Consider the following 17,552-nt stretch of genomic DNA (forward strand, 5'->3'; position numbering starts at 1 on the left):
CCATGCCCAGCTCCCCAAAAGCCCCACGAAACAACCCCGCCGACGCATGTGTGGTAGAAAACCTGCTGGCGCAGGCCTACCCGGAGGCAACCTGCGAGCTGAACTTCACCAACCCCTTCGAACTGCTCGTCGCCACCGCCCTGAGCGCCCAAACCACCGACGTTCGCGTCAACACCGTCACCCCGGAACTGTTTTCCCGTTTCCCCGACGCTGATGCCCTGGCGCACGCCAGCCACGACGAGGTCGCTGAGATCATCCGCCCCGTCGGCATGCACAACCAAAAGGCCAAAAACCTCATCAACATGGCCTCCAGCCTGGTGGGTTCTTGCGATGGTCAGGTGCCCGCAGATCGTGACAGCCTCACCGCGCTGGCCGGGGTGGGGCGCAAAACCGCCAACGTGGTGCTGGGCACCTGGTTTCGCCAGCCCACCATGCCGGTCGATACCCACGTCACCAGGGTTGCCCACGCGCTGGGTTTGAGCCGGGGGAAAACCCCACTGGCCATCGAAAAAGATTTGTGCGCGCAGCTGCCCGAGGACACCTGGGTGGATTTTTCCCACCGCATGATCTTGCACGGCCGGCGCATCTGCCATGCCCGCACCCCCGACTGCGGAAACTGCATCCTGTCTAGGGTGTGCCCCAGTGCCACGGCCCCGCTACGGGGATAGCTGGATGAGTACTTACAATGAGGCAACACCACGAACAGCAACGACGGGAGCCCCTTAAGGCATGAAACGCACCATCATCGCTTCCATTTTCGGGGCCGTCGTGATCGGGGTCTTGCTGGCGCTGGTCATCAGCACCACCCGGCCGGCCACCCCCGCGGACGATGCTGCCACGGATCCGGTTGCGGCGCAGGACAGCCCTGCCGCCCCGGTCGCGCAGCGCCCCGATTGCCCGGTGAACACCATCGCCGGGGTGAACTTGGATTGTCTCGGTGGCCAGGCTGCCCCCGCTGACACCTCGATCAGCACCCCGACAGTGGTGACCTTGTGGGCCTGGTGGTGTGGCCCCTGCCGTGCGGAGCTTCCCCTGTTTGATGAGCTGGCGGCTGCTCACCCGGACTGGACTGTGCTCGGGGTGCACGTGGACGCCAAAGATGGTGCCGGCGCCCAATTACTCTCTGAGCTCGGCAGCGACCTGCCCAGCCTGAAAGATCCCAACAGCCAGCTCGCCGCGAAACTCAGCCTGCCCAACGTGGTTCCTATCACGATCTTTATTTCCCCGGACGGCACTACCAAGGTGCATGCCAAGCCCTATACCAGTTTCGCGGATCTTAACCAGGACGCGCAGCAGGCTTTTGCTGGAGCTGGTCGCTAGTGGGCGCGCCTGCGTGGCTGCGCCCTGTGATCGATGCCGGGCAGCAGGGGCATATCAATAGCCACTTGACTGAGCGCAATACCCACGACAATCCCGACGCGAGCCGCAAAGCCGCCGTGATGGTGCTGTTTAGTGGGGATCCGGCCGCGCGCGTGTTGCCTGATGATGCTGCGGTGTTGCTGACCCACCGCACGCCGACCATGCGGAGTCATTCCGGCCAGATCGCTTTCCCCGGCGGCCGGGTCGACCCGGAAGATCCCAGCATCGTTGCTGCTGCTTTGCGGGAAACCTTTGAGGAGACGGGGATTAGCCCCGACACCATACTTCCGCTGGCAACCTTGGACAATATCTTCATTCGGGCGACCGGCTACCCGGTGCACCCGGTGTTGGGGTACTGGCACACCCCGGGTGGGCACCATGTGGCCAGCCCGGAGGAAACCGATGACGTGTTCACCAGCACCATCGGCGAGTTGGCGGATCCGGCGCACCGCTTCGCGATCACTCATGGCTCCTACACGGGCCCGGCTTTTCGAATCAACGACTACCTGATCTGGGGTTTTACTGCCGGTGTTTTGGACGCCATTTTGGCGACGAGTGGCTGGGAGAAACCTTGGCGACACAACCCGCCGAGGAGCCTGGCGCAAGAAATCGCCAACTCGCGCAATAATGAGCAGTTACGACTCCCCGCGCCCGCATCCCGCGGCCGCATTCCCCGGCCTTAGCTGTCACCGCATCACCATCAGGAGAATCCGCCATCGTGCTCACCGGCACCATTATTGACGTCATCGTCATCATCGCCCTCCTGTCGGCTCTTGCCGTCGGCTGGCGCCAGGGCGTCATCGCTGCCTCCTTGTCGATTCTGGGGGTTATCGCCGGCCTGTTTGGGGGCATGCTGGTCACCGAACGTCTGGCGAATTCCACGGATAATCCGGGACTGCGAATCTTGCTGGTGCTGGGTGCTTACATTTTGCTCATCGCGATCGGGCACATGGCGGGCAGCGCTATTGGTGCGGCCTTGCGCGACCGGATGCGTTTTAAGTCCTCGCAGCGGATTGATTCGCTGTTGGGCGCGGTTTTTCAAACCTTTGCCACGCTGGTGGTGTTGTGGCTGATTGCTGGGCCGTTGGCGTCGAGCAATATCACCGGGGTGAATACGGCGGTATCCCAGTCGCAGATTATGCGCTCTGTCGATGGGCACATGCCGAAGCAGGCCAGTCAGCTTCCCAATAAGCTTGCGGCGTTGTTGTCCGAGTCCGGTTTGCCGCCGCTGATTAGTCCTTTTACTGATCATGCGGGCACTGACGTTCCGGCTCCTGCCATCAATGTGGAGGACAAGGAGCTGGTAGAGCGGCTGCGCCCCAGCGTGGTGCACGTGTTGGGCGATGCTACTCAGTGTTCGCGCCGGCTGTCGGGTACTGGTTTTGTGGTTGATGACTCCCACATCATCACCAACGCTCACGTGGTGGCTGGTACGAACACGGTGCGTTTGGACACGGTGTTGGGGATGAAAAATGCCGACGTTGTGTATTACAACCCTTCCGAGGACATTGCGGTGTTGTTTGCTCAGGATTTGGGGTTGCCGGCGTTGCAGTGGGCCCCGGAGCCGGCCGTGTCGGGGGAGGACACCATTGTGATGGGGTTCCCGAACTCCGGTCCTTTTGAGGCGGCCCCGGGCCGTGTGAAGGATAAGTTGACGGTCAATGGGCCCGATATTTACGCCACGACCCGCATTGATCGGGAGGCGTATACGGTGCGTGGCACGATCCGTCAGGGCAATTCTGGCGGCCCGATGGTGAACCTTGAGGGCCAGGTGGTGGGCGTGGTCTTTGGCGCCTCCATCGATAAGACGGACACGGGTTTTGTGCTCACCGCGCAGGAGGTGCGCGATTCCATTGGCGATATCAGTGGTCTGCGGGACAAGGTGGATACGAAGACCTGCGTCAATGGCCATGGTGCCGCGAATGCGACCTTGGAGAAGGACAATCCTTTCGCCCGCTGAGTGGGGCTGGTTTGGGGGAGTGTTTCAGCGGGGTGTGGTTAGTCCCTGAGCGAAGTCGGCGATGGTGTCGGCGAGGTCTTCGGGGGCGGTGATGTAGGGCAGTCTGCCGGCGCAGGATGCGCGGTGGTGGCTGGTGGTGTAGTTGCTGGAGGCGTCGCAGGCGTGGGCCCACCAGGCGGTGCCGTCGTCGATGCACAGCGCTGGTGCGGGGATGGGGTGGGTGGCCCAGCGGCGGGGGAGTCGTTCGGTGGGGATTTTTGCCCAGCGGGCGAGTTTTTCCGGTACCCGGTCGACGCGGGCGTGGAGGCCGCGCCAGTGTGCGATGGTGTCGAGGTGGTGGAGGGGTTGCCCGGATAGGGGAGTGGCTGCGGCGCGGGTGGTGATCCAGCGGCTGAGCGCCATGGGGCGGCGGCGTAGCGCCCGGGCGGCGAGGGGGGGGAAGTGGCTGATGGCGCGGGCGAGTAGTTGCCCGGAGGCGGCGAAGGGGTGGCGCCAGGCGAGAGTGTTGACGAGTCCTGGCCAGGTGCCGCAGATGCTGACGATGGCGCGAATGTTGATGGGGTAGCGGGCGGCGGTGGCCCAGGCGATGGTGCCGCCGGATCCGGCGCCGACGAGGATGGCGTCGTCGTGCCCGAGGGCGCGGATGATGGAGGCGACGTCGCCGGCGGCGACGATGGTGTCGTATCCGCTGGGCGGTTTGTCGGATAGTCCGACGCCGCGGTTGTCGAGGGCGGCGACGTGGTAGCCGTGTTGGGCGAGGGGTTCGAGCAGCCAGAAGTAGTCGAACCAGGCGCCGGGCCAGTCGTGCAGCAGCAGGATGAGGGGGTTGGTGGGCTGCCCGGTGTGAGCGACGTGGAGTCTTAGTCCGCGTACGTGGATGAGGTCGTGGCGGAAGGGCCCGGGGTGGGCGACGTCGCTGGGGCGGATGGGCTCGATGTTGGCCATGAGTGCTTCCCCCTTTGGTGGGGCTGAGCGTCCCGCTGGTGGCGGGAGGGGTGTGAAGAGAAAGAAGAGAAAGCAGGTGTGTGGGGTGTCGCAAAAGCGCCTCGTGGGGGTTCCCACGAGGCGCTCAAAAGGTGCGTGCTTTAGGTGTAGAGGCCGTGGTTGTTGTCCAGGGAGGCCTGTGCTTTGCCGGGGACCAGCTTTTTGAGTTCGCCGACGGAGTCGATGGTGTTCTTCGGCGCGGAGATGGTCTTGACTTTCTTGAAGCCGATGAGTGCCAGCAGGCCGGCGACCAGCAGCATCAGGACGAAGACGATGAGGTAGCACACCCAGCGCTGGTCGATCCAGACGTTGAGGAGCTCTGCGAGCATGAAGAAGAAGAAGAAGGAGGAGTACAGGGCGATGACGCCTGCGGCGCCGAACAGGCCGCCGCCGAGTGCGCCCTTTTTGGCTTCTGCGGCGATTTCGGTCTTGGCGAGTTCGACTTCGGCACGGAACAGTGCGGACATCTGGGCGGTGGCATCAGAGACTAGGTCTCCAACCGAGCCTCGGCCAGAGGCGCGCGTGTCCACATCGGCCAGAGGGATCTCATTCACCTTCGGGGAAAAAGCACCGGAACCATCAGTAAAAAGGCCCTGCGGGTTGCTCACGGTCAACGCTCCTAGAAACGGTTAAAGAAAAAGTTCATTGATGTTTATTGATGTTGATGAAACCACATCAACGACCTGCCAGTTCGCCACGCCACGCCCAACTGATAGCAGTTGTTGCGTTTTGGTCGTCTGCTTTTGGCAGCACATGTCTACCCCACATGTTGCCATAAGTGCCGGTAACTGTGAACTAGAGTGGCCGGGTGGCCTTTCAACTCCCGCTGGAAAACATTGCATCCCACCCGGAAACCCGCGCAGCGATTGCGGCTGCGCGTGATGCTGTCGGGGCGGCGTCGCGGGTGCCGACGGTGATCCGCCGGCCTGATTTTTATAGTGCGCACGCCGCTAAACAGGCTGCGCAGGCGAGCTGCAAGCTGGATCCGGGTGGTTCTGTGGCGTCGGTGCTGGAGGTGTTTGGGATGGTTGATGAGGCTGCCGCCCGTCGGTTGCGCACGCAGCCGTTGGCGGTGCTGGCGCGGATGGATGTGGTGCTCGGGGGCAATGGCACCCCCGTGTCGCGCCCGGATGCGGTGTTGGCGGTGCCGGCGGTGATTCGTGCCGGCGGTGACGGGTTCTTTGCGACGGCGGCCACCCATGCGTTGATTGCGAGTGCGAAGCCTTTTGGTCCGCGCAGTGGCCACATTGCGCGGGCGGCCGCCCGGGTGGTGGCGCTGCATACTGGGGCGGATCCGCACAACATTGCCCACACGGAAAGTTTTCTCTCCCGCCATCCCGATTCTTATCGGCAGATGCTGGCCGGGGCCTGCGATGAGGCGGGGATGCGGGCGGTGGTGGTGGGGTATCTCGACGCTATGGCTTCCGGCGCTTTAGCTGCCCAAAGGCTTGCCCAAGCTGGTTAGCGGCACTGCCGTCGCGGGTCAGCCACCAGGCGCCGGCCACGGCGGCTGCTGCCGCGACCACGGTGGTAGAAACCTGCATTTTCTTCTTTGAGGGCAGCACGAACAGGGGCACGGGGTTTTTAAACACCATGATGTCCCACCCGCGCTCTATGGCGGTTTTGCGCAGGCTGCGGTCGGGGTTGACGGCCACGGGGTTGCCGACGATTTCCAGCATGGGCACATCGGTGGTGGAGTCCGAGTAGGCGAAGCAGCGATCCAAGTCGAGATGCAGCTCGTCGACGAGTTTTCGAATCGCTTCGGCTTTCGCATCACCTTTGAGGTATTGCAGGATTTCCCCGGTGTAGCGCCCGTCGGCGATGTCCAGCCGGGTGGTCACCATGTCGCTGACGCCCAGCTCGTGGGCGATGGGGGCAACCAGCTCGTAGGCGGAAGCTGAAATGATCACCACCACGTGCCCCAACGCCTGGTGATGCGCAATCAGGTCGCGCGCCTCCTGGTAGATCGCCGGGGTGACCACCGTGTGCAGGGTTTCTTGCGCGATGCGGCGCACCTGCTCCACATCCCAGCCTTTGATCATCGCGGCCAGCTGGTCGCGGGTGGCGTCCATCTGTTCGCTGGAATGCCCGTGCAGCATGTAGGCCGCCTGGGCAAAAGACATCTGTACCGCGGCAGCCGGGGTGATCAGCCCATTGGATAAAAACTGCCGAGAATAAGCGAACGCCGAAGACTTCGCGATGATCGTTTTGTCGAGATCGAAAAAAGCGGCCACGCGCGCGCCACTTCCACGCGGGGCAGAAACGCGGGGTGCGAAACGATCGGTCACAGTTGGCCAGTGTAGTGGCCACGCAGCCGTTTCGCTGTCAGCCGGCCCCAAAACCCGCCCAGTCCAACGCGTGAAGCCCCGGCTTTAACCTTCCCGGCCATACCCCACCCACACAACCGCAGACACGCCCACACTTACAACCCCAAACCCGCCTGCCGCGCACCCGCACCATCGGCCACAAACCCTGAAAAACGCCTACACAACGGTGCTTTTTGCGCACTTTTGTGTCCTTGTGGCATACTTCCGGGTGCAGGGCCCCGGTATCTTCGGATACGCTGTGTGGCCCGCCCCGGTACGCCCCCCCGATACCGGGTAAGACGGTCCGCGCAACACCACCCCCCCCCCGAGGCGCGGGCCGTCCTTTACGTTTAACCCCATAAAGATGGGCTTTTAGCCCATCCACTACTGGCCCCGCCCGGGCCAGCACCAGCCCCACGCACCAGCAGGTCGTGGGGCTTCGTGCATCCAAGCATTCCCGCGCCGCACCATCGGGCAATGGAACAACAGGGCAATGGGGCATGTGGTTTTGGGGCCATAGGGTGCTGCACCACCATGAGCGTCCACTACACCTGCCTAAGCCCCCAAACCCCAAGTGCCTCCCAGTCCGCCCCACCGGCCCCACCGGCCCGCCCCACCCACCGGCGACAACACAAGCCCCAACCATCCAAACTGTCAACAAACCCCACCGGGGGTCGCGCCCTAACGACAGTTATCCACACCCACACAGCCACCTGCGCGCACCCCAAGCCATCCACGGGCAACACTTGGGCCCATGACCGCCACAGACACCATCCTCATCGGCATCAACGACCCCCAACTCGCCGAAGAAGCCACCACCATCGCCGCCGCCACCGGGCACCCCACCCACATCGCCACCGGGGCAGCCGAACTGCTCCGCAACCTCCCCCAAGCCCACGCCCTCATCGTCGACCGCGACAACGCCGACCTCCTCAGCCACCACACCCACACCACCCCACTGTTCTACGTCACCGCCGACCCCGACCCACCCGACTACCACCACGCACTCACCCTGCACGCCCGCGGCGCATACCAGCTCCCCAGCGACAACCGGCAGCTACTCACCGACATCGGCGCCCTGAACCACCGCAACCACCAACAAGCCACCATCATCGCCGTCACCGGCGGGCACGGCGGCGCCGGCACCACCACACTGGCCTGCGCACTCGCCCGCGCCCACGCCACCAAAGGGCCCGTCACCCTCATCGACACCGACCCCACCAGCGGCGGCATCGACTTAACCCTCGGGCTCGAAAACACCCCCGGCGCCCGCTGGGAAGACCTCTACGACCTCGGCTCCACCCCCAACCCCACCACCCTCCTGCGGGCACTACCCACCACCAAAGACCACATCCACCTGCTCACCCACACCCGCAGCAACACCCCACAACCCGACCCCCCAAACCCCACCCCCAACCTCATCGCCGCCCTCAGTCACACCCCCACCACCACCGTCCTCGACCTGTCCACCCCCACCCGCACAGCCGACGAACACCTCACCCTCGCCACCCACACAGTCCTGATCACCGCCGCCGAAATCCGCGCATTGGCCGCCACCACCGTCCAACTCGCACACCTCAACACCCGCATCGACCACCAACCCCACATCATCCTGCGCCACCGCCACTGGTCCAGCATCACCACCAGCGACGCCGAAAACATCCTCGGCCGCCCCATCACCGCCACCATCCCCACCAGCATCCGGCTCGCCAAAGCCATCGAACTCGGCGGACTGCCCACCAAACTGCCCAAACACCTCAACACCCTCGCCCACACCATCACCGCCACCCCATGAACAACGACACCCTCTACCACACCATCCAACAACACCTCGCCACCCACCCCACCACCCTCGACGCCACCGCCATCGCCCAGCTCATCCGCCAACACGCCCCCGTCATCAGCGACGAAGAAGTCCTCGCCCTCATCCGCCGCCTGCGCGCCGGGGCAACCGCCCTCGGCATCCTCGAACCCCTCCTCGCCACCCCCGGGCTCACCGACATCCTCATCACCGGCCCCGACCACATCACCATCGCCACCACCGACAACCCCCACCCCCAACCCACCACCCTGACCTTCCCCAACGACCAAGCAGTCCGCGAACTCGCCACCCGGCTCGCCCACCACTGCGGCCAACGACTCGACGACGCCCACCCCTACGCCAACGGGCTGATCAGCAGGCCCGATGGCACCCGCCTCCGCGTCCACGCCATCCTCAGCCCACCCGCCGGCGCCGGCACCTGCATCTCCCTGCGCCTGCTCAACACCGCCCACGCCAGCCTCGACCACCTCCACCACACCGGAACCATGCCCCAAGACATCACAGAACTGCTCAAAACCATCGTCGATCAGCGCGCCAACTTCCTCATCTCCGGCGGCACCGGCAGCGGCAAAACCACCCTGCTGGCCGCACTGATCAACCACATGAACCCCCAGCACCGCATCCTGTGCATCGAAGACACCCCAGAACTCAACCCCCACCACCCCGGCCTCCTACCCCTGACCGCCCGGCCGCCCAACAGCGAAGGCCACGGCGAAATCACCATGTCCACCCTGCTCCAACAAGCACTACGCATGCGCCCCGACCGCATCATCGTCGGCGAAATCCGCGGCAAAGAAATCGTCGACCTGCTCACCGCACTCAACACCGGGCACACCGGTGGGGGAGGAACCCTCCACGCCAACACCATCACCGACATCCCCAGCCGCATCGAAGCACTCGCCAGCCTCGGCGGGCTCAGCCGCAGCGCCACCCACAGCCACATCAGTGCCTCCATCAACATCCTCATCGCCGTCTCCAACACCACCCGCGGGCGCCGCATCACCCAACTCGGCACCCTGCACACCGACCCCCACACCGGCATCGCCCACACCACCACCGTCTGGGACCACACCCACCCACGCGCCCCCACCGCCGAACAACTAGGACTCGCGTGACCACCACCGAACTGGCCATCAGCCTCGCCCTCATCGCCGCCGCCACCCTCATCACCACCCCACCCCCACGCACCCGCACCCACCCCACACCCACACACCGCCGCCCCCACCCCACCCTGCTCCTCCACCTCATCCCCACCGCCTGCATCGCCGCCATCACCCACAACCCCCTTATCGCGCTGAACACCACCCTGATCACCGGCACCATCCACTGGAGCATCCGCCACCACCGAACCCAACGCGCCCACCACCGCGATACCCACACCACCGCCGCAATACTGACCACCCTCATCGCCAACCTGCGGGCCGGCGCCCACCCCACCCAAGCACTCGCTCACACCGCCACCCACCTGCCCGACAACACCCCACCGGCCATCGCCACCACCATCGGCGCCGCCGCCCGCCACCCCGACCACGGGCCCCGCATCCTATCCACCTCACCCCACCCACACCTCAAACACATCGGCCACCTACTCACCCTCGCCAACCAACACGGCATCGCACCCACCCCACTGCTGGTAGCCCACCGCAACCACCTCGACCACACCCTCGACCACCACGCCACCACCCGCGCCCACCTCAAAGGCCCCCAAGCCACCGCCACCACCCTCACCATCCTGCCGGCCCTCGGCATCGCCATGGGAGAAACCATGGGCGCCCACCCCACCACCTACCTACTCACCACCACCACCGGAAACGCCCTCCTGACCATCGGGGTGTTACTCACCCTCGCCGGACACATCACCACCACCACAATCATCAGCCGCGCCGCCACACCATGACCACACTCGCGCTCACCCTCACCCTCACCCTCACCGCACTCGCCCTCGCCACCACCGACCCCAACCCCCACCACCGCACCAAAGCACACACCACCAACCCCCACACCCAACCCCCACCCACCGCCAACCACGCCGCCGATATTGAACTATTCGCCGCCTGCATGAGCGCCGGACTCACCCCCGCCACCAGCACCACCATCACCGCCACCACCAGCAACAACCCCCAATGGCGCGCCGTCGCCACACTGCTAGCCCTCGGCGCCCCACCACCCACCGCATGGGCCCCCATGCGCACCCACCCCACCCTCACCCAACTCGCTGACCAAGCCACCATCTCCGCCACCACCGGCGCCCCAATCACCCAAGGACTGACCCGCATTGCCGAACACATCCGCCACCAAGCAACCACCGCCGCCACCGCCACCGCAGAAAAAGCCGGCGTCCTCATCGCCATCCCGCTCGCCGCCTTTTACCTACCAGCCTTCTTCGCCCTCGGGCTCGCACCCACCGTCATCAGCATCGCCAGCAACATGCTGCCCTAACCCCACACCCCCAAGGAGAACCATGACCACCCCCAACACCCCCAGCACCCTCCAGGACCTGGCCACCAACGACGACGGCATGTCCACCATCGAATACGCCATGGGCTCACTGGCCGCCGCCGCACTCGCCGCCGTCCTCTACACCGTCATCACCGGCAACAGCGTCACCCAAGCCATCCAAAACATCATCACCACCGCGCTGAACAGCAGCCCCGCCTAAACCTGTACCACCACCATGAACACAACAGGAGAAGACGGCAATGTCACCATCGAAGCAGCGATCGCCGCCGCCACCCTCATCCTCATCACCGGCATCATCGTCGCGGGCCTGGCCACCCTCAGCGCCCACATCGCGGCCACCCACACCGCCAGCGCCACGGCCCGCGCACTCGCCATCGGCGAAACCCCCACCACCCCACCCAACACCACCATCACCTGGGAAATCACCGACAACTGGGTCACCGTCACCGCCACCCACACCGCACCCCTCGGCAACCAAACCGCAACCGCCACCTTCCCCGCCGAAAACCTCCCATGAACCACCACCACGACGACGGCAACATCACCATCACCGCCGCACTGACCATCACCGCACTAATCACCCTCACCGCCGCCATCGCCCACACCACCACCGCCATCACCAACCACCACCACGCCCAACTCGCCGCCAACCTCTCCGCCACCGCCGCCGCCCACAGCCACCAATACGGCCAAAACCCCTGCCACACCGCCCACACAGTCGCCACCAAAAACCACGCCACCATCACCCACTGCGCCACCCACGGCCCCGACGTCACCATCATCGCCACCCACCGCAACACCCCCGCCACCGCCACCGCAGGCCCCACCTAACCCCACCCCAATACCTACTGCTTACCCACCACCCGACACCCCACATCCAACACACTCAACACCGCCACAGCCCCCTGCTTATCCAACGGCTCATTACCATTGCCACACTTCGGCGACTGAATACACGACGGACACCCCGACTCACACTCACAACCACGCACCCGCTCCAACGTCATCTCAACCCACTGGCCAAACCGCGCAAACCCCGCATCCGCAAACCCCGCCCCACCCGGATGCCCGTCATACACAAACACCGACGGCAACCCCGTATCCGCATGCAAAGCCGTCGACACCCCACCAATATCCAAACGATCACACGTCGCCAACAACGGCAACAAACCAATCAACGCATGCTCCGCCGCATGCAACGCCCCCGGCCACCTCGACGCCGGCAACCCACACCCCTCCAACACCAAAGGATCCAACGTAAACGCCACCCCACGCGTCTCAAACTCCTGCGGCACAAAATCCAACGGCACCCGATCCACCACCTCACCCCGCGAATTCCGCACCATATAACCCACCACCCGATTCCTCACCAACACCCCAACCCGCGCCACAAACACACCCGCAGCCAACTCACACACATCCCCCTCACCCGGCGCCCCCACCAACGCAATATCCGTCTCCGACAACGCAGCAGTCGAAAACCACGGATCCTCCCGCCTAACCAACGCCACCGAAGAATCCACATCCAAATCCTCCACCACAAAAGACACCCCCTGATGCACATACACCGCACCAGGATGCACCTGCGAAAACGCCCGCACAGAATCCACCTCACCCACCACCCGACCATCCGCAACATCCACAATCGACACCACAGAACCCGAACCCCCACGCACACTCACCCGCCGGTGATACTCCCGCGGATCCACCACCACACCCCCAACCCGCGGCGCCACAAACACCACCTCACCCCGACGCCGCAACACCCCCGCATCCACCAACTCATCCACCACAACCCCAGCCCCCAACTCCTCCACATCAGCCATCGACAAAGGACGCTCCACCGCCGCACACACCACATGATCCCGCAACACAAAAGGATTCGCCGGATCAAACACAAACTCCTCCAACGGCCGATCCAACAACGCCTCAGGATGATGCACCAAAAACGCATCCATCGGCTCATCACGCGCCACCAACACCACCACCGACGACTGCCCCCGCCGCCCCGCACGACCAGCCTGCTGCCACAACGACGCCACCGAACCCGGCACCCCCGCCGTCACCACCGCATCCAAACCACCCACATCAACCCCCAACTCCAACGCCGACGTCGACGCCACCCCCAACAAAAACCCATCATCCAAACGACGCTCCAACTCCCGCCGCTCCTCCGGAGTAAAACCAGCCCGATACGCCGCCACCCGCCCAGCAAAATCCGCCCGCCCCAACAACGCCAACTCCTCCTGCGCCCGCAACGCCACCACCTCAGCCGCCCGCCGAGAACGCACAAACGTCAACGTCCGCAACCCCAAAAACACCAAAAACGCCATCACCAACGCCGACTCCGACGACGCCGCACGACGCACCCGCGTCCCCGCAACCAACACCTCACCACCCTCATCATCACCAGCAACCTCCGGCAAAAAACCCGGCTCCCACAACACCACAGTCCGCTCACCCTGCGGCGAAGAATCCACCCCCACCACAACAAAATCCCGCCCCACCAAACGACGCGCATGAGCCCCCGGATCCCGACTCGTCGCCGACGCACACACCACCGTCGGATTCGCCCCATAAAACCGACACAACCGCAACAAACGCCGCAACACCAACGACACATGCGCCCCAAAAACACCCCGATACACATGACACTCATCCACCACCACAAACCGCAAATTCCGCAACAACCGCCCCCACCGCTCATGCTGCCCCAACACCCCCGCATGCAACATATCCGGATTCGTCACCACAAACCGCGACCTATCCCGCACCAACCGCCGCGCCTCCACCGGCGTATCCCCGTCATACACCGCCGGCAACACCCCACCCAACTGCTCACACGCCGCCACCAACGACGCAAAAGAATCCAACTGATCATTACCCAACGCCTTCGTCGGTGCCACATACAACGCACACGCCAACGGATCCGCCGCCAAACGCGCAGCAATCGGCAACTGATAACACAAAGACTTCCCCGAACTCGTCCCCGTCGCCACCACACAATCACGCCCCCCAAACACCGCATCAGCCGCCTGCACCTGATGCGCAAACAACCGCCCCACCCCACGATCCCCCAACGCCGACACCAACCACCCCGGCACCCACCCCGGCCACTCAGAAAACACCGCCTCACGAGCACCAATACGCCGCACCGCAGTCACCGAAGAATCCGGAAACCGCGCCACCAGCTCAGCCACCACCTCATCACCAAAACCAGCCACCACACCACACCTCCAACAAACGAAAAAACGCCTCAAAAACCAACAACACAACACCCCAAAAAATACCCAACAAACCCTGCATGCAAAGAAAACCACCAAAACGTGACACACTAGAAGCAACAAAGCCGTCACAACATAAAGGACACCCCATGGCTCAAGGCATCGTTAAATGGTTCAACTCCGAAAAAGGCTTCGGATTCATCGAACCGGAAGAGGGCGGCGCTGACGTCATCGTCCACTACACCTCCATCGAAGGAAACGGCTTCCGCACCCTCGAGGAAAACCAACGCGTCGAATTCGACGTCGTCTCCGGCGACCGCGGCCTCCAAGCCCGCAACGTCCGCCTCGTCTAAGGACACACAGCGCCCCTAACCGCGCTACAAACACCGACACGCCCGACGCAGCCACCCCCACAATTTGGGAAGGCGCGCCGGGCGTGTGTGTACTGTAGGCGAGGAACCACAGGCATCTAACAAGCGCACGGCAAGCGTGAAAGGCAAAAGACAGTGGCTGGAACCAACAGCAACGGCGTGAAAAGGCTCGTGATCGTCGAGTCTGCAACCAAGGCGAAAAAGATTGCCCCCTACTTGGGCAAAGACTATGTCGTCGAGGCGTCCGTTGGTCACATCCGCGACCTGCCCCGCAACGCCGCGAGCGTGCCACAGAAGTACAAGAAGGAAAAGTGGGCCCGACTCGGCGTCGACGTCGATCATGGCTTCGCCCCCTTGTACGTGGTCAGCGACGATAAGAAGAAAAAAGTCGCCGACCTGAAGTCGAAGCTGAAAAACGTCGACGAGTTGTACCTGGCAACAGACCCCGACCGTGAGGGTGAAGCCATCGCATGGCACCTCCTGGAGGTCCTCAAGCCGAAGGTTCCCGTCCGCCGCATGGTGTTCAACGAGATCACCAAGCCTGCCATCCTTGCCGCCGCCGAAAACACCCGCGAACTCGACGACAACCTCGTTGACGCGCAGGAAACCCGCCGCATCCTCGACCGTCTCTACGGATACGAGGTCTCCCCGGTGCTGTGGAAGAAAGTCATGCCCCGCCTGTCCGCGGGCCGTGTGCAGTCCGTCGCGACCCGCGTCATCGTCGAGCGTGAACGCGAGCGCATGGCGTTTATCGCCGCCGAATACTGGGACCTCAAGGCCACCCTGGACACCGGCAACCCTGCCGCCGATCACACCAACCCGCGCACTTTCGATGCCCGCCTCGTCGGGGTTGATGGCCAGCGCGTCGCCACCGGTGCTGACTTCAACAAGCAGGGCAAACTCACCAAGGATGCCGTCGTCGTCACCAAGGAGCAGGCGGAAAAGCTTGCCCAGGGCCTCGAAAACGCCACCCTCACCGTCAGCGACGTGGAGGAAAAGCCCTACACCCGCAAGCCGTATGCGCCGTTTATGACCTCGACCCTCCAGCAGGAGGCCGGCAAGAAGCTGCACTACACCTCAGAGCGCACCATGCGCATCGCGCAGCGCCTGTACGAAAACGGCCACATCACCTATATGCGTACCGACTCGACCTCCCTGAGCGAGTCCGGTTTGCGGGCCGCACGCGCCCAAGCCACCGAACTGTACGGCAAGGAATACGTCTCCCCGCAGCCGCGCCAGTACACCAAAAAGGTCAAAAACAGCCAGGAAGCCCACGAAGCTATCCGCCCCGCCGGCGAAACCTTCGCCACCCCCGGTCAGCTGTCCGGCCAGTTGGATGCGGAAGAGTTCAAGCTGTACGAACTGATCTGGCAGCGCACCGTCGCCTCCCAGATGGCCGACGCGAAGGGCACCTCCATGAAGGTGACCATCGACGGCGCCACCGCCGGCGGCGACAAAGTCACCTTCGCTGCCACCGGCCGCACCATCACCTTCCCCGGCTTCATGAAGGCCTACGTCGAGGTCAACGAAACCTCCGACGGCCGCACGATGGCCGACAACGCCGAAAAGCGCCTGCCGCGGCTGAACAAGAGCGACAAGCTCGATGTCGATGAGGTGCTGGCGGATGGGCATACCACCAACCCGCCGGCCCGCTACACCGAAGCCAGCCTGGTGAAAAAGATGGAAGACCTCGGCATCGGCCGTCCTTCCACCTACGCCGCCATCATCAAGACCATCCAGGATCGCGGCTACGTGTACTCGCGAGGAAACGCGCTAGTGCCCTCCTGGGTTGCGTTCGCAGTCGTCGGCCTCCTGGAGACCGCGTTTTCCACCCTGGTGGACTACAACTTCACCTCCTCGATGGAAAACGAACTCGACGAGATCGCCAACGGCACCGAAGACCGCACCCAGTGGTTGACCGACTTCTACTTCGGTAACGACAAAGCCGACGACTCCACCGCCGAAACCATCGCCCGCCTCGGTGGGCTGAAAAACATCGTCGGCGACAACCTCGAACACATCGACGCCCGCAGCGTGAACTCCCTGCCGCTGTTCAAAGATGCTGAAGGCCGCGACATCTTCGTCCGCGTCGGTAAATTCGGCCCCTACCTCGAGCGCGTCGTCGGCACGGATGCCGAAGGCAACCCCGAGCACCAGCGCGCCAACCTGCCGGACGCCATGACCCCTGACGAGCTCGACCTCGAGGCCGCCGAAAAACTGTTCGCCACCCCGCAAGGGGGCCGCGAACTCGGCACCAACCCCGCCAACGGCCGCACCATCGTCGCCAAAGAAGGCCGCTTCGGCCCCTACGTGACCGAAGTCGTCACCGATGAGGAAAAAGCCGGCGCGATGGAAATCGCCGAAAAGAAAGTCGCCGAAGAACGCGCCGCCGAAGACGCGCAGCGCGCCGAAGAAGGCAAACGCCCCAAGAACTGGGAAACCAAAACCGCTGCCGCGCAAAAAGAAAAGCGCATCAACCAGATCATTGAGGAAACCCTCAAACCTGGCACCGCATCCCTGTTCTCCTCCATGGAGACCGCCTCCATCACCCTCGATGAGGCCCTGAAACTGCTCAGCCTTCCCCGCACCATCGGCGAAGACAAAGACGGCGAAGTCATCACCGCCCAAAACGGCCGCTACGGTCCGTACCTGAAGAAGGGCAACGACTCCCGCTCCCTGGCTAGCGAAGACCAAATCTTCAGTATCACCCTGGAACAAGCTCAAGCCATCTACGCGGAACCCAAGCGTCGCGGCCGTGGCGCCACCGCCACCCCGCCGCTAAAGACTCTGGGTAACAACGACGTCTCCGGCAAGCCGATGGTCGTCAAAGACGGCCGCTTCGGCCCCTACGTCACCGATGGCGAAACCAACGCCTCCCTGCGCAAGGGCGACACCCCGGAAACCCTCACCGACGCCCGCGCCTGCGAACTGCTCTCAGAGCGTCGCGCCAAGGAAGCCTCGGATCCGAAGCCGAAGAAAAAGACCACCCGCAAGACGGTCAAGAAGACCACCAAGCGAGTAGTCAAAGCAGGAAGCCGTAAGAAAAAGTAGCCACGCTACACACAA

General features: G+C 63.7%; 18 protein-coding genes. 14 read left to right on the forward strand and 4 right to left on the reverse strand.

Going from position 1 to position 17,552, the window contains the following annotated elements:
* Positions 1 to 2 precede the first annotated feature (2 nt).
* The 4 genes from nth to CAQU_RS00850 all read left to right on the forward strand — a co-directional run bounded on the left by nth (position 3) and on the right by CAQU_RS00850 (position 3,319).
* A complete protein-coding gene (gene nth / locus CAQU_RS00835) occupies positions 3 to 668 on the forward strand; it encodes an endonuclease III (protein ID WP_075724402.1) in 666 nt (221 codons plus the stop codon).
* A 61-nt stretch (positions 669 to 729) separates the two neighbouring features.
* Positions 730 to 1,320, forward strand: coding sequence for a TlpA family protein disulfide reductase (locus CAQU_RS00840; protein ID WP_075724403.1), 591 nt, complete (start codon positions 730 to 732; stop codon positions 1,318 to 1,320).
* 65 nt (positions 1,321 to 1,385) lie between these two features.
* Positions 1,386 to 2,042 (forward strand): NUDIX hydrolase, encoded by a 657-nt coding sequence (locus tag CAQU_RS00845; RefSeq protein WP_157108839.1) that lies wholly within the window; start codon positions 1,386 to 1,388, stop codon positions 2,040 to 2,042.
* A gap of 35 nt (positions 2,043 to 2,077) precedes the next feature.
* Complete coding sequence (locus CAQU_RS00850) at positions 2,078 to 3,319, forward strand: MarP family serine protease (protein WP_075724407.1); 1,242 nt, start codon at positions 2,078 to 2,080, stop codon at positions 3,317 to 3,319.
* A gap of 24 nt (positions 3,320 to 3,343) precedes the next feature.
* On the opposite strand, the gene CAQU_RS00855 is transcribed toward CAQU_RS00850, so the two are convergent.
* The gene (locus tag CAQU_RS00855; protein WP_075724409.1) at positions 3,344 to 4,264 is read right to left on the reverse strand and encodes an alpha/beta fold hydrolase; all 921 of its coding nucleotides are present in this window, start codon (positions 4,262 to 4,264) and stop codon (positions 3,344 to 3,346) included.
* A 140-nt stretch (positions 4,265 to 4,404) separates the two neighbouring features.
* Positions 4,405 to 4,911 carry a phage holin family protein gene (locus CAQU_RS00860; protein ID WP_075724410.1) on the reverse strand — a complete coding sequence of 169 codons (507 nt, stop codon included), beginning with the start codon at positions 4,909 to 4,911 and terminating at the stop codon, positions 4,405 to 4,407.
* A gap of 200 nt (positions 4,912 to 5,111) precedes the next feature.
* On the opposite strand from CAQU_RS00860, the gene CAQU_RS00865 reads away from it, so the two are divergent.
* Positions 5,112 to 5,768 carry a hypothetical protein gene (locus tag CAQU_RS00865; protein WP_075724412.1) on the forward strand — a complete coding sequence of 219 codons (657 nt, stop codon included), beginning with the start codon at positions 5,112 to 5,114 and terminating at the stop codon, positions 5,766 to 5,768.
* Here the strand turns inward: CAQU_RS00865 and CAQU_RS00870 are convergent.
* Complete coding sequence (locus CAQU_RS00870; protein WP_075724414.1) at positions 5,719 to 6,591, reverse strand: HAD family hydrolase; 873 nt, start codon at positions 6,589 to 6,591, stop codon at positions 5,719 to 5,721. The two genes, CAQU_RS00865 and CAQU_RS00870, sit on opposite strands and share 50 nt — an antisense overlap.
* Positions 6,592 to 7,363: 772 nt before the next feature.
* On the opposite strand from CAQU_RS00870, the gene ssd reads away from it, so the two are divergent.
* The 7 genes from ssd to CAQU_RS00905 are packed head-to-tail and all read left to right on the forward strand — an operon-like array spanning position 7,364 to position 11,722.
* Positions 7,364 to 8,404, forward strand: a complete 1,041-nt coding sequence (gene ssd / locus CAQU_RS00875; RefSeq protein ID WP_075724416.1) for a septum site-determining protein Ssd — start codon at positions 7,364 to 7,366, stop codon at positions 8,402 to 8,404.
* Positions 8,401 to 9,546 carry a TadA family conjugal transfer-associated ATPase gene (locus tag CAQU_RS00880; protein ID WP_075724418.1) on the forward strand — a complete coding sequence of 382 codons (1,146 nt, stop codon included), beginning with the start codon at positions 8,401 to 8,403 and terminating at the stop codon, positions 9,544 to 9,546. The genes ssd and CAQU_RS00880 overlap by 4 nt, the downstream gene beginning before the upstream one ends.
* Entirely contained in the window at positions 9,543 to 10,328 is a 786-nt protein-coding gene (locus CAQU_RS00885) for a hypothetical protein (protein ID WP_075724420.1), read from the forward strand. Before CAQU_RS00880 ends, CAQU_RS00885 begins: the two co-directional genes overlap by 4 nt.
* Positions 10,325 to 10,870, forward strand: a complete 546-nt coding sequence (locus CAQU_RS13150; protein WP_075724422.1) for a type II secretion system F family protein — start codon at positions 10,325 to 10,327, stop codon at positions 10,868 to 10,870. Before CAQU_RS00885 ends, CAQU_RS13150 begins: the two co-directional genes overlap by 4 nt.
* 22 nt (positions 10,871 to 10,892) lie before the next feature.
* On the forward strand, positions 10,893 to 11,090 hold the full coding sequence (locus tag CAQU_RS00895; protein WP_075724424.1) for a DUF4244 domain-containing protein: 198 nt from the start codon (positions 10,893 to 10,895) through the stop codon (positions 11,088 to 11,090).
* Between the two features lie 15 nt (positions 11,091 to 11,105).
* Entirely contained in the window at positions 11,106 to 11,408 is a 303-nt protein-coding gene (locus CAQU_RS00900) for a hypothetical protein (RefSeq protein ID WP_075724426.1), read from the forward strand.
* Positions 11,405 to 11,722 carry an Rv3654c family TadE-like protein gene (locus CAQU_RS00905; protein ID WP_075724428.1) on the forward strand — a complete coding sequence of 106 codons (318 nt, stop codon included), beginning with the start codon at positions 11,405 to 11,407 and terminating at the stop codon, positions 11,720 to 11,722. Before CAQU_RS00900 ends, CAQU_RS00905 begins: the two co-directional genes overlap by 4 nt.
* A gap of 14 nt (positions 11,723 to 11,736) precedes the next feature.
* Here the strand turns inward: CAQU_RS00905 and CAQU_RS00910 are convergent, their stop codons facing one another.
* On the reverse strand, positions 11,737 to 14,118 hold the full coding sequence (locus tag CAQU_RS00910; RefSeq protein ID WP_075724430.1) for a DEAD/DEAH box helicase: 2,382 nt from the start codon (positions 14,116 to 14,118) through the stop codon (positions 11,737 to 11,739).
* 146 nt (positions 14,119 to 14,264) lie between these two features.
* Here CAQU_RS00910 and CAQU_RS00915 point away from each other — a divergent pair, with 146 nt between their 5' ends.
* Together CAQU_RS00915 and topA are read left to right on the forward strand one after the other, a co-directional pair.
* Complete coding sequence (locus CAQU_RS00915; protein WP_075724432.1) at positions 14,265 to 14,468, forward strand: cold-shock protein; 204 nt, start codon at positions 14,265 to 14,267, stop codon at positions 14,466 to 14,468.
* A gap of 153 nt (positions 14,469 to 14,621) precedes the next feature.
* On the forward strand, positions 14,622 to 17,537 hold the full coding sequence (gene topA / locus CAQU_RS00920) for a type I DNA topoisomerase (protein WP_075724434.1): 2,916 nt from the start codon (positions 14,622 to 14,624) through the stop codon (positions 17,535 to 17,537).
* The last annotated feature ends 15 nt before the right edge of the window (positions 17,538 to 17,552 follow it).

This window comes from Corynebacterium aquilae DSM 44791, assembly GCF_001941445.1.
GTDB lineage: Bacteria > Actinomycetota > Actinomycetes > Mycobacteriales > Mycobacteriaceae > Corynebacterium > Corynebacterium aquilae.

Bases quoted from the DNA above. Each gene is read 5' to 3' on its own strand.
- CAQU_RS00895 (WP_075724424.1), top strand. From the start codon at position 10,893: ATGACCACCCCCAACACCCCCAGCACCCTCCAGGACCTGGCCACCAAC.
- CAQU_RS00880 (WP_075724418.1), top strand. From the start codon at position 8,401: ATGAACAACGACACCCTCTACCACACCATCCAACAACACCTCGCCACC.
- CAQU_RS00915 (WP_075724432.1), top strand. From the start codon at position 14,265: ATGGCTCAAGGCATCGTTAAATGGTTCAACTCCGAAAAAGGCTTCGGA.
- nth (WP_075724402.1), top strand. From the start codon at position 3: ATGCCCAGCTCCCCAAAAGCCCCACGAAACAACCCCGCCGACGCATGT.
- CAQU_RS00905 (WP_075724428.1), top strand. From the start codon at position 11,405: ATGAACCACCACCACGACGACGGCAACATCACCATCACCGCCGCACTG.
- ssd (WP_075724416.1), top strand. From the start codon at position 7,364: ATGACCGCCACAGACACCATCCTCATCGGCATCAACGACCCCCAACTC.
- CAQU_RS00900 (WP_075724426.1), top strand. From the start codon at position 11,106: ATGAACACAACAGGAGAAGACGGCAATGTCACCATCGAAGCAGCGATC.
- CAQU_RS13150 (WP_075724422.1), top strand. From the start codon at position 10,325: ATGACCACACTCGCGCTCACCCTCACCCTCACCCTCACCGCACTCGCC.
- CAQU_RS00840 (WP_075724403.1), top strand. From the start codon at position 730: ATGAAACGCACCATCATCGCTTCCATTTTCGGGGCCGTCGTGATCGGG.
- CAQU_RS00855 (WP_075724409.1), bottom strand. From the start codon at position 4,264: ATGGCCAACATCGAGCCCATCCGCCCCAGCGACGTCGCCCACCCCGGG.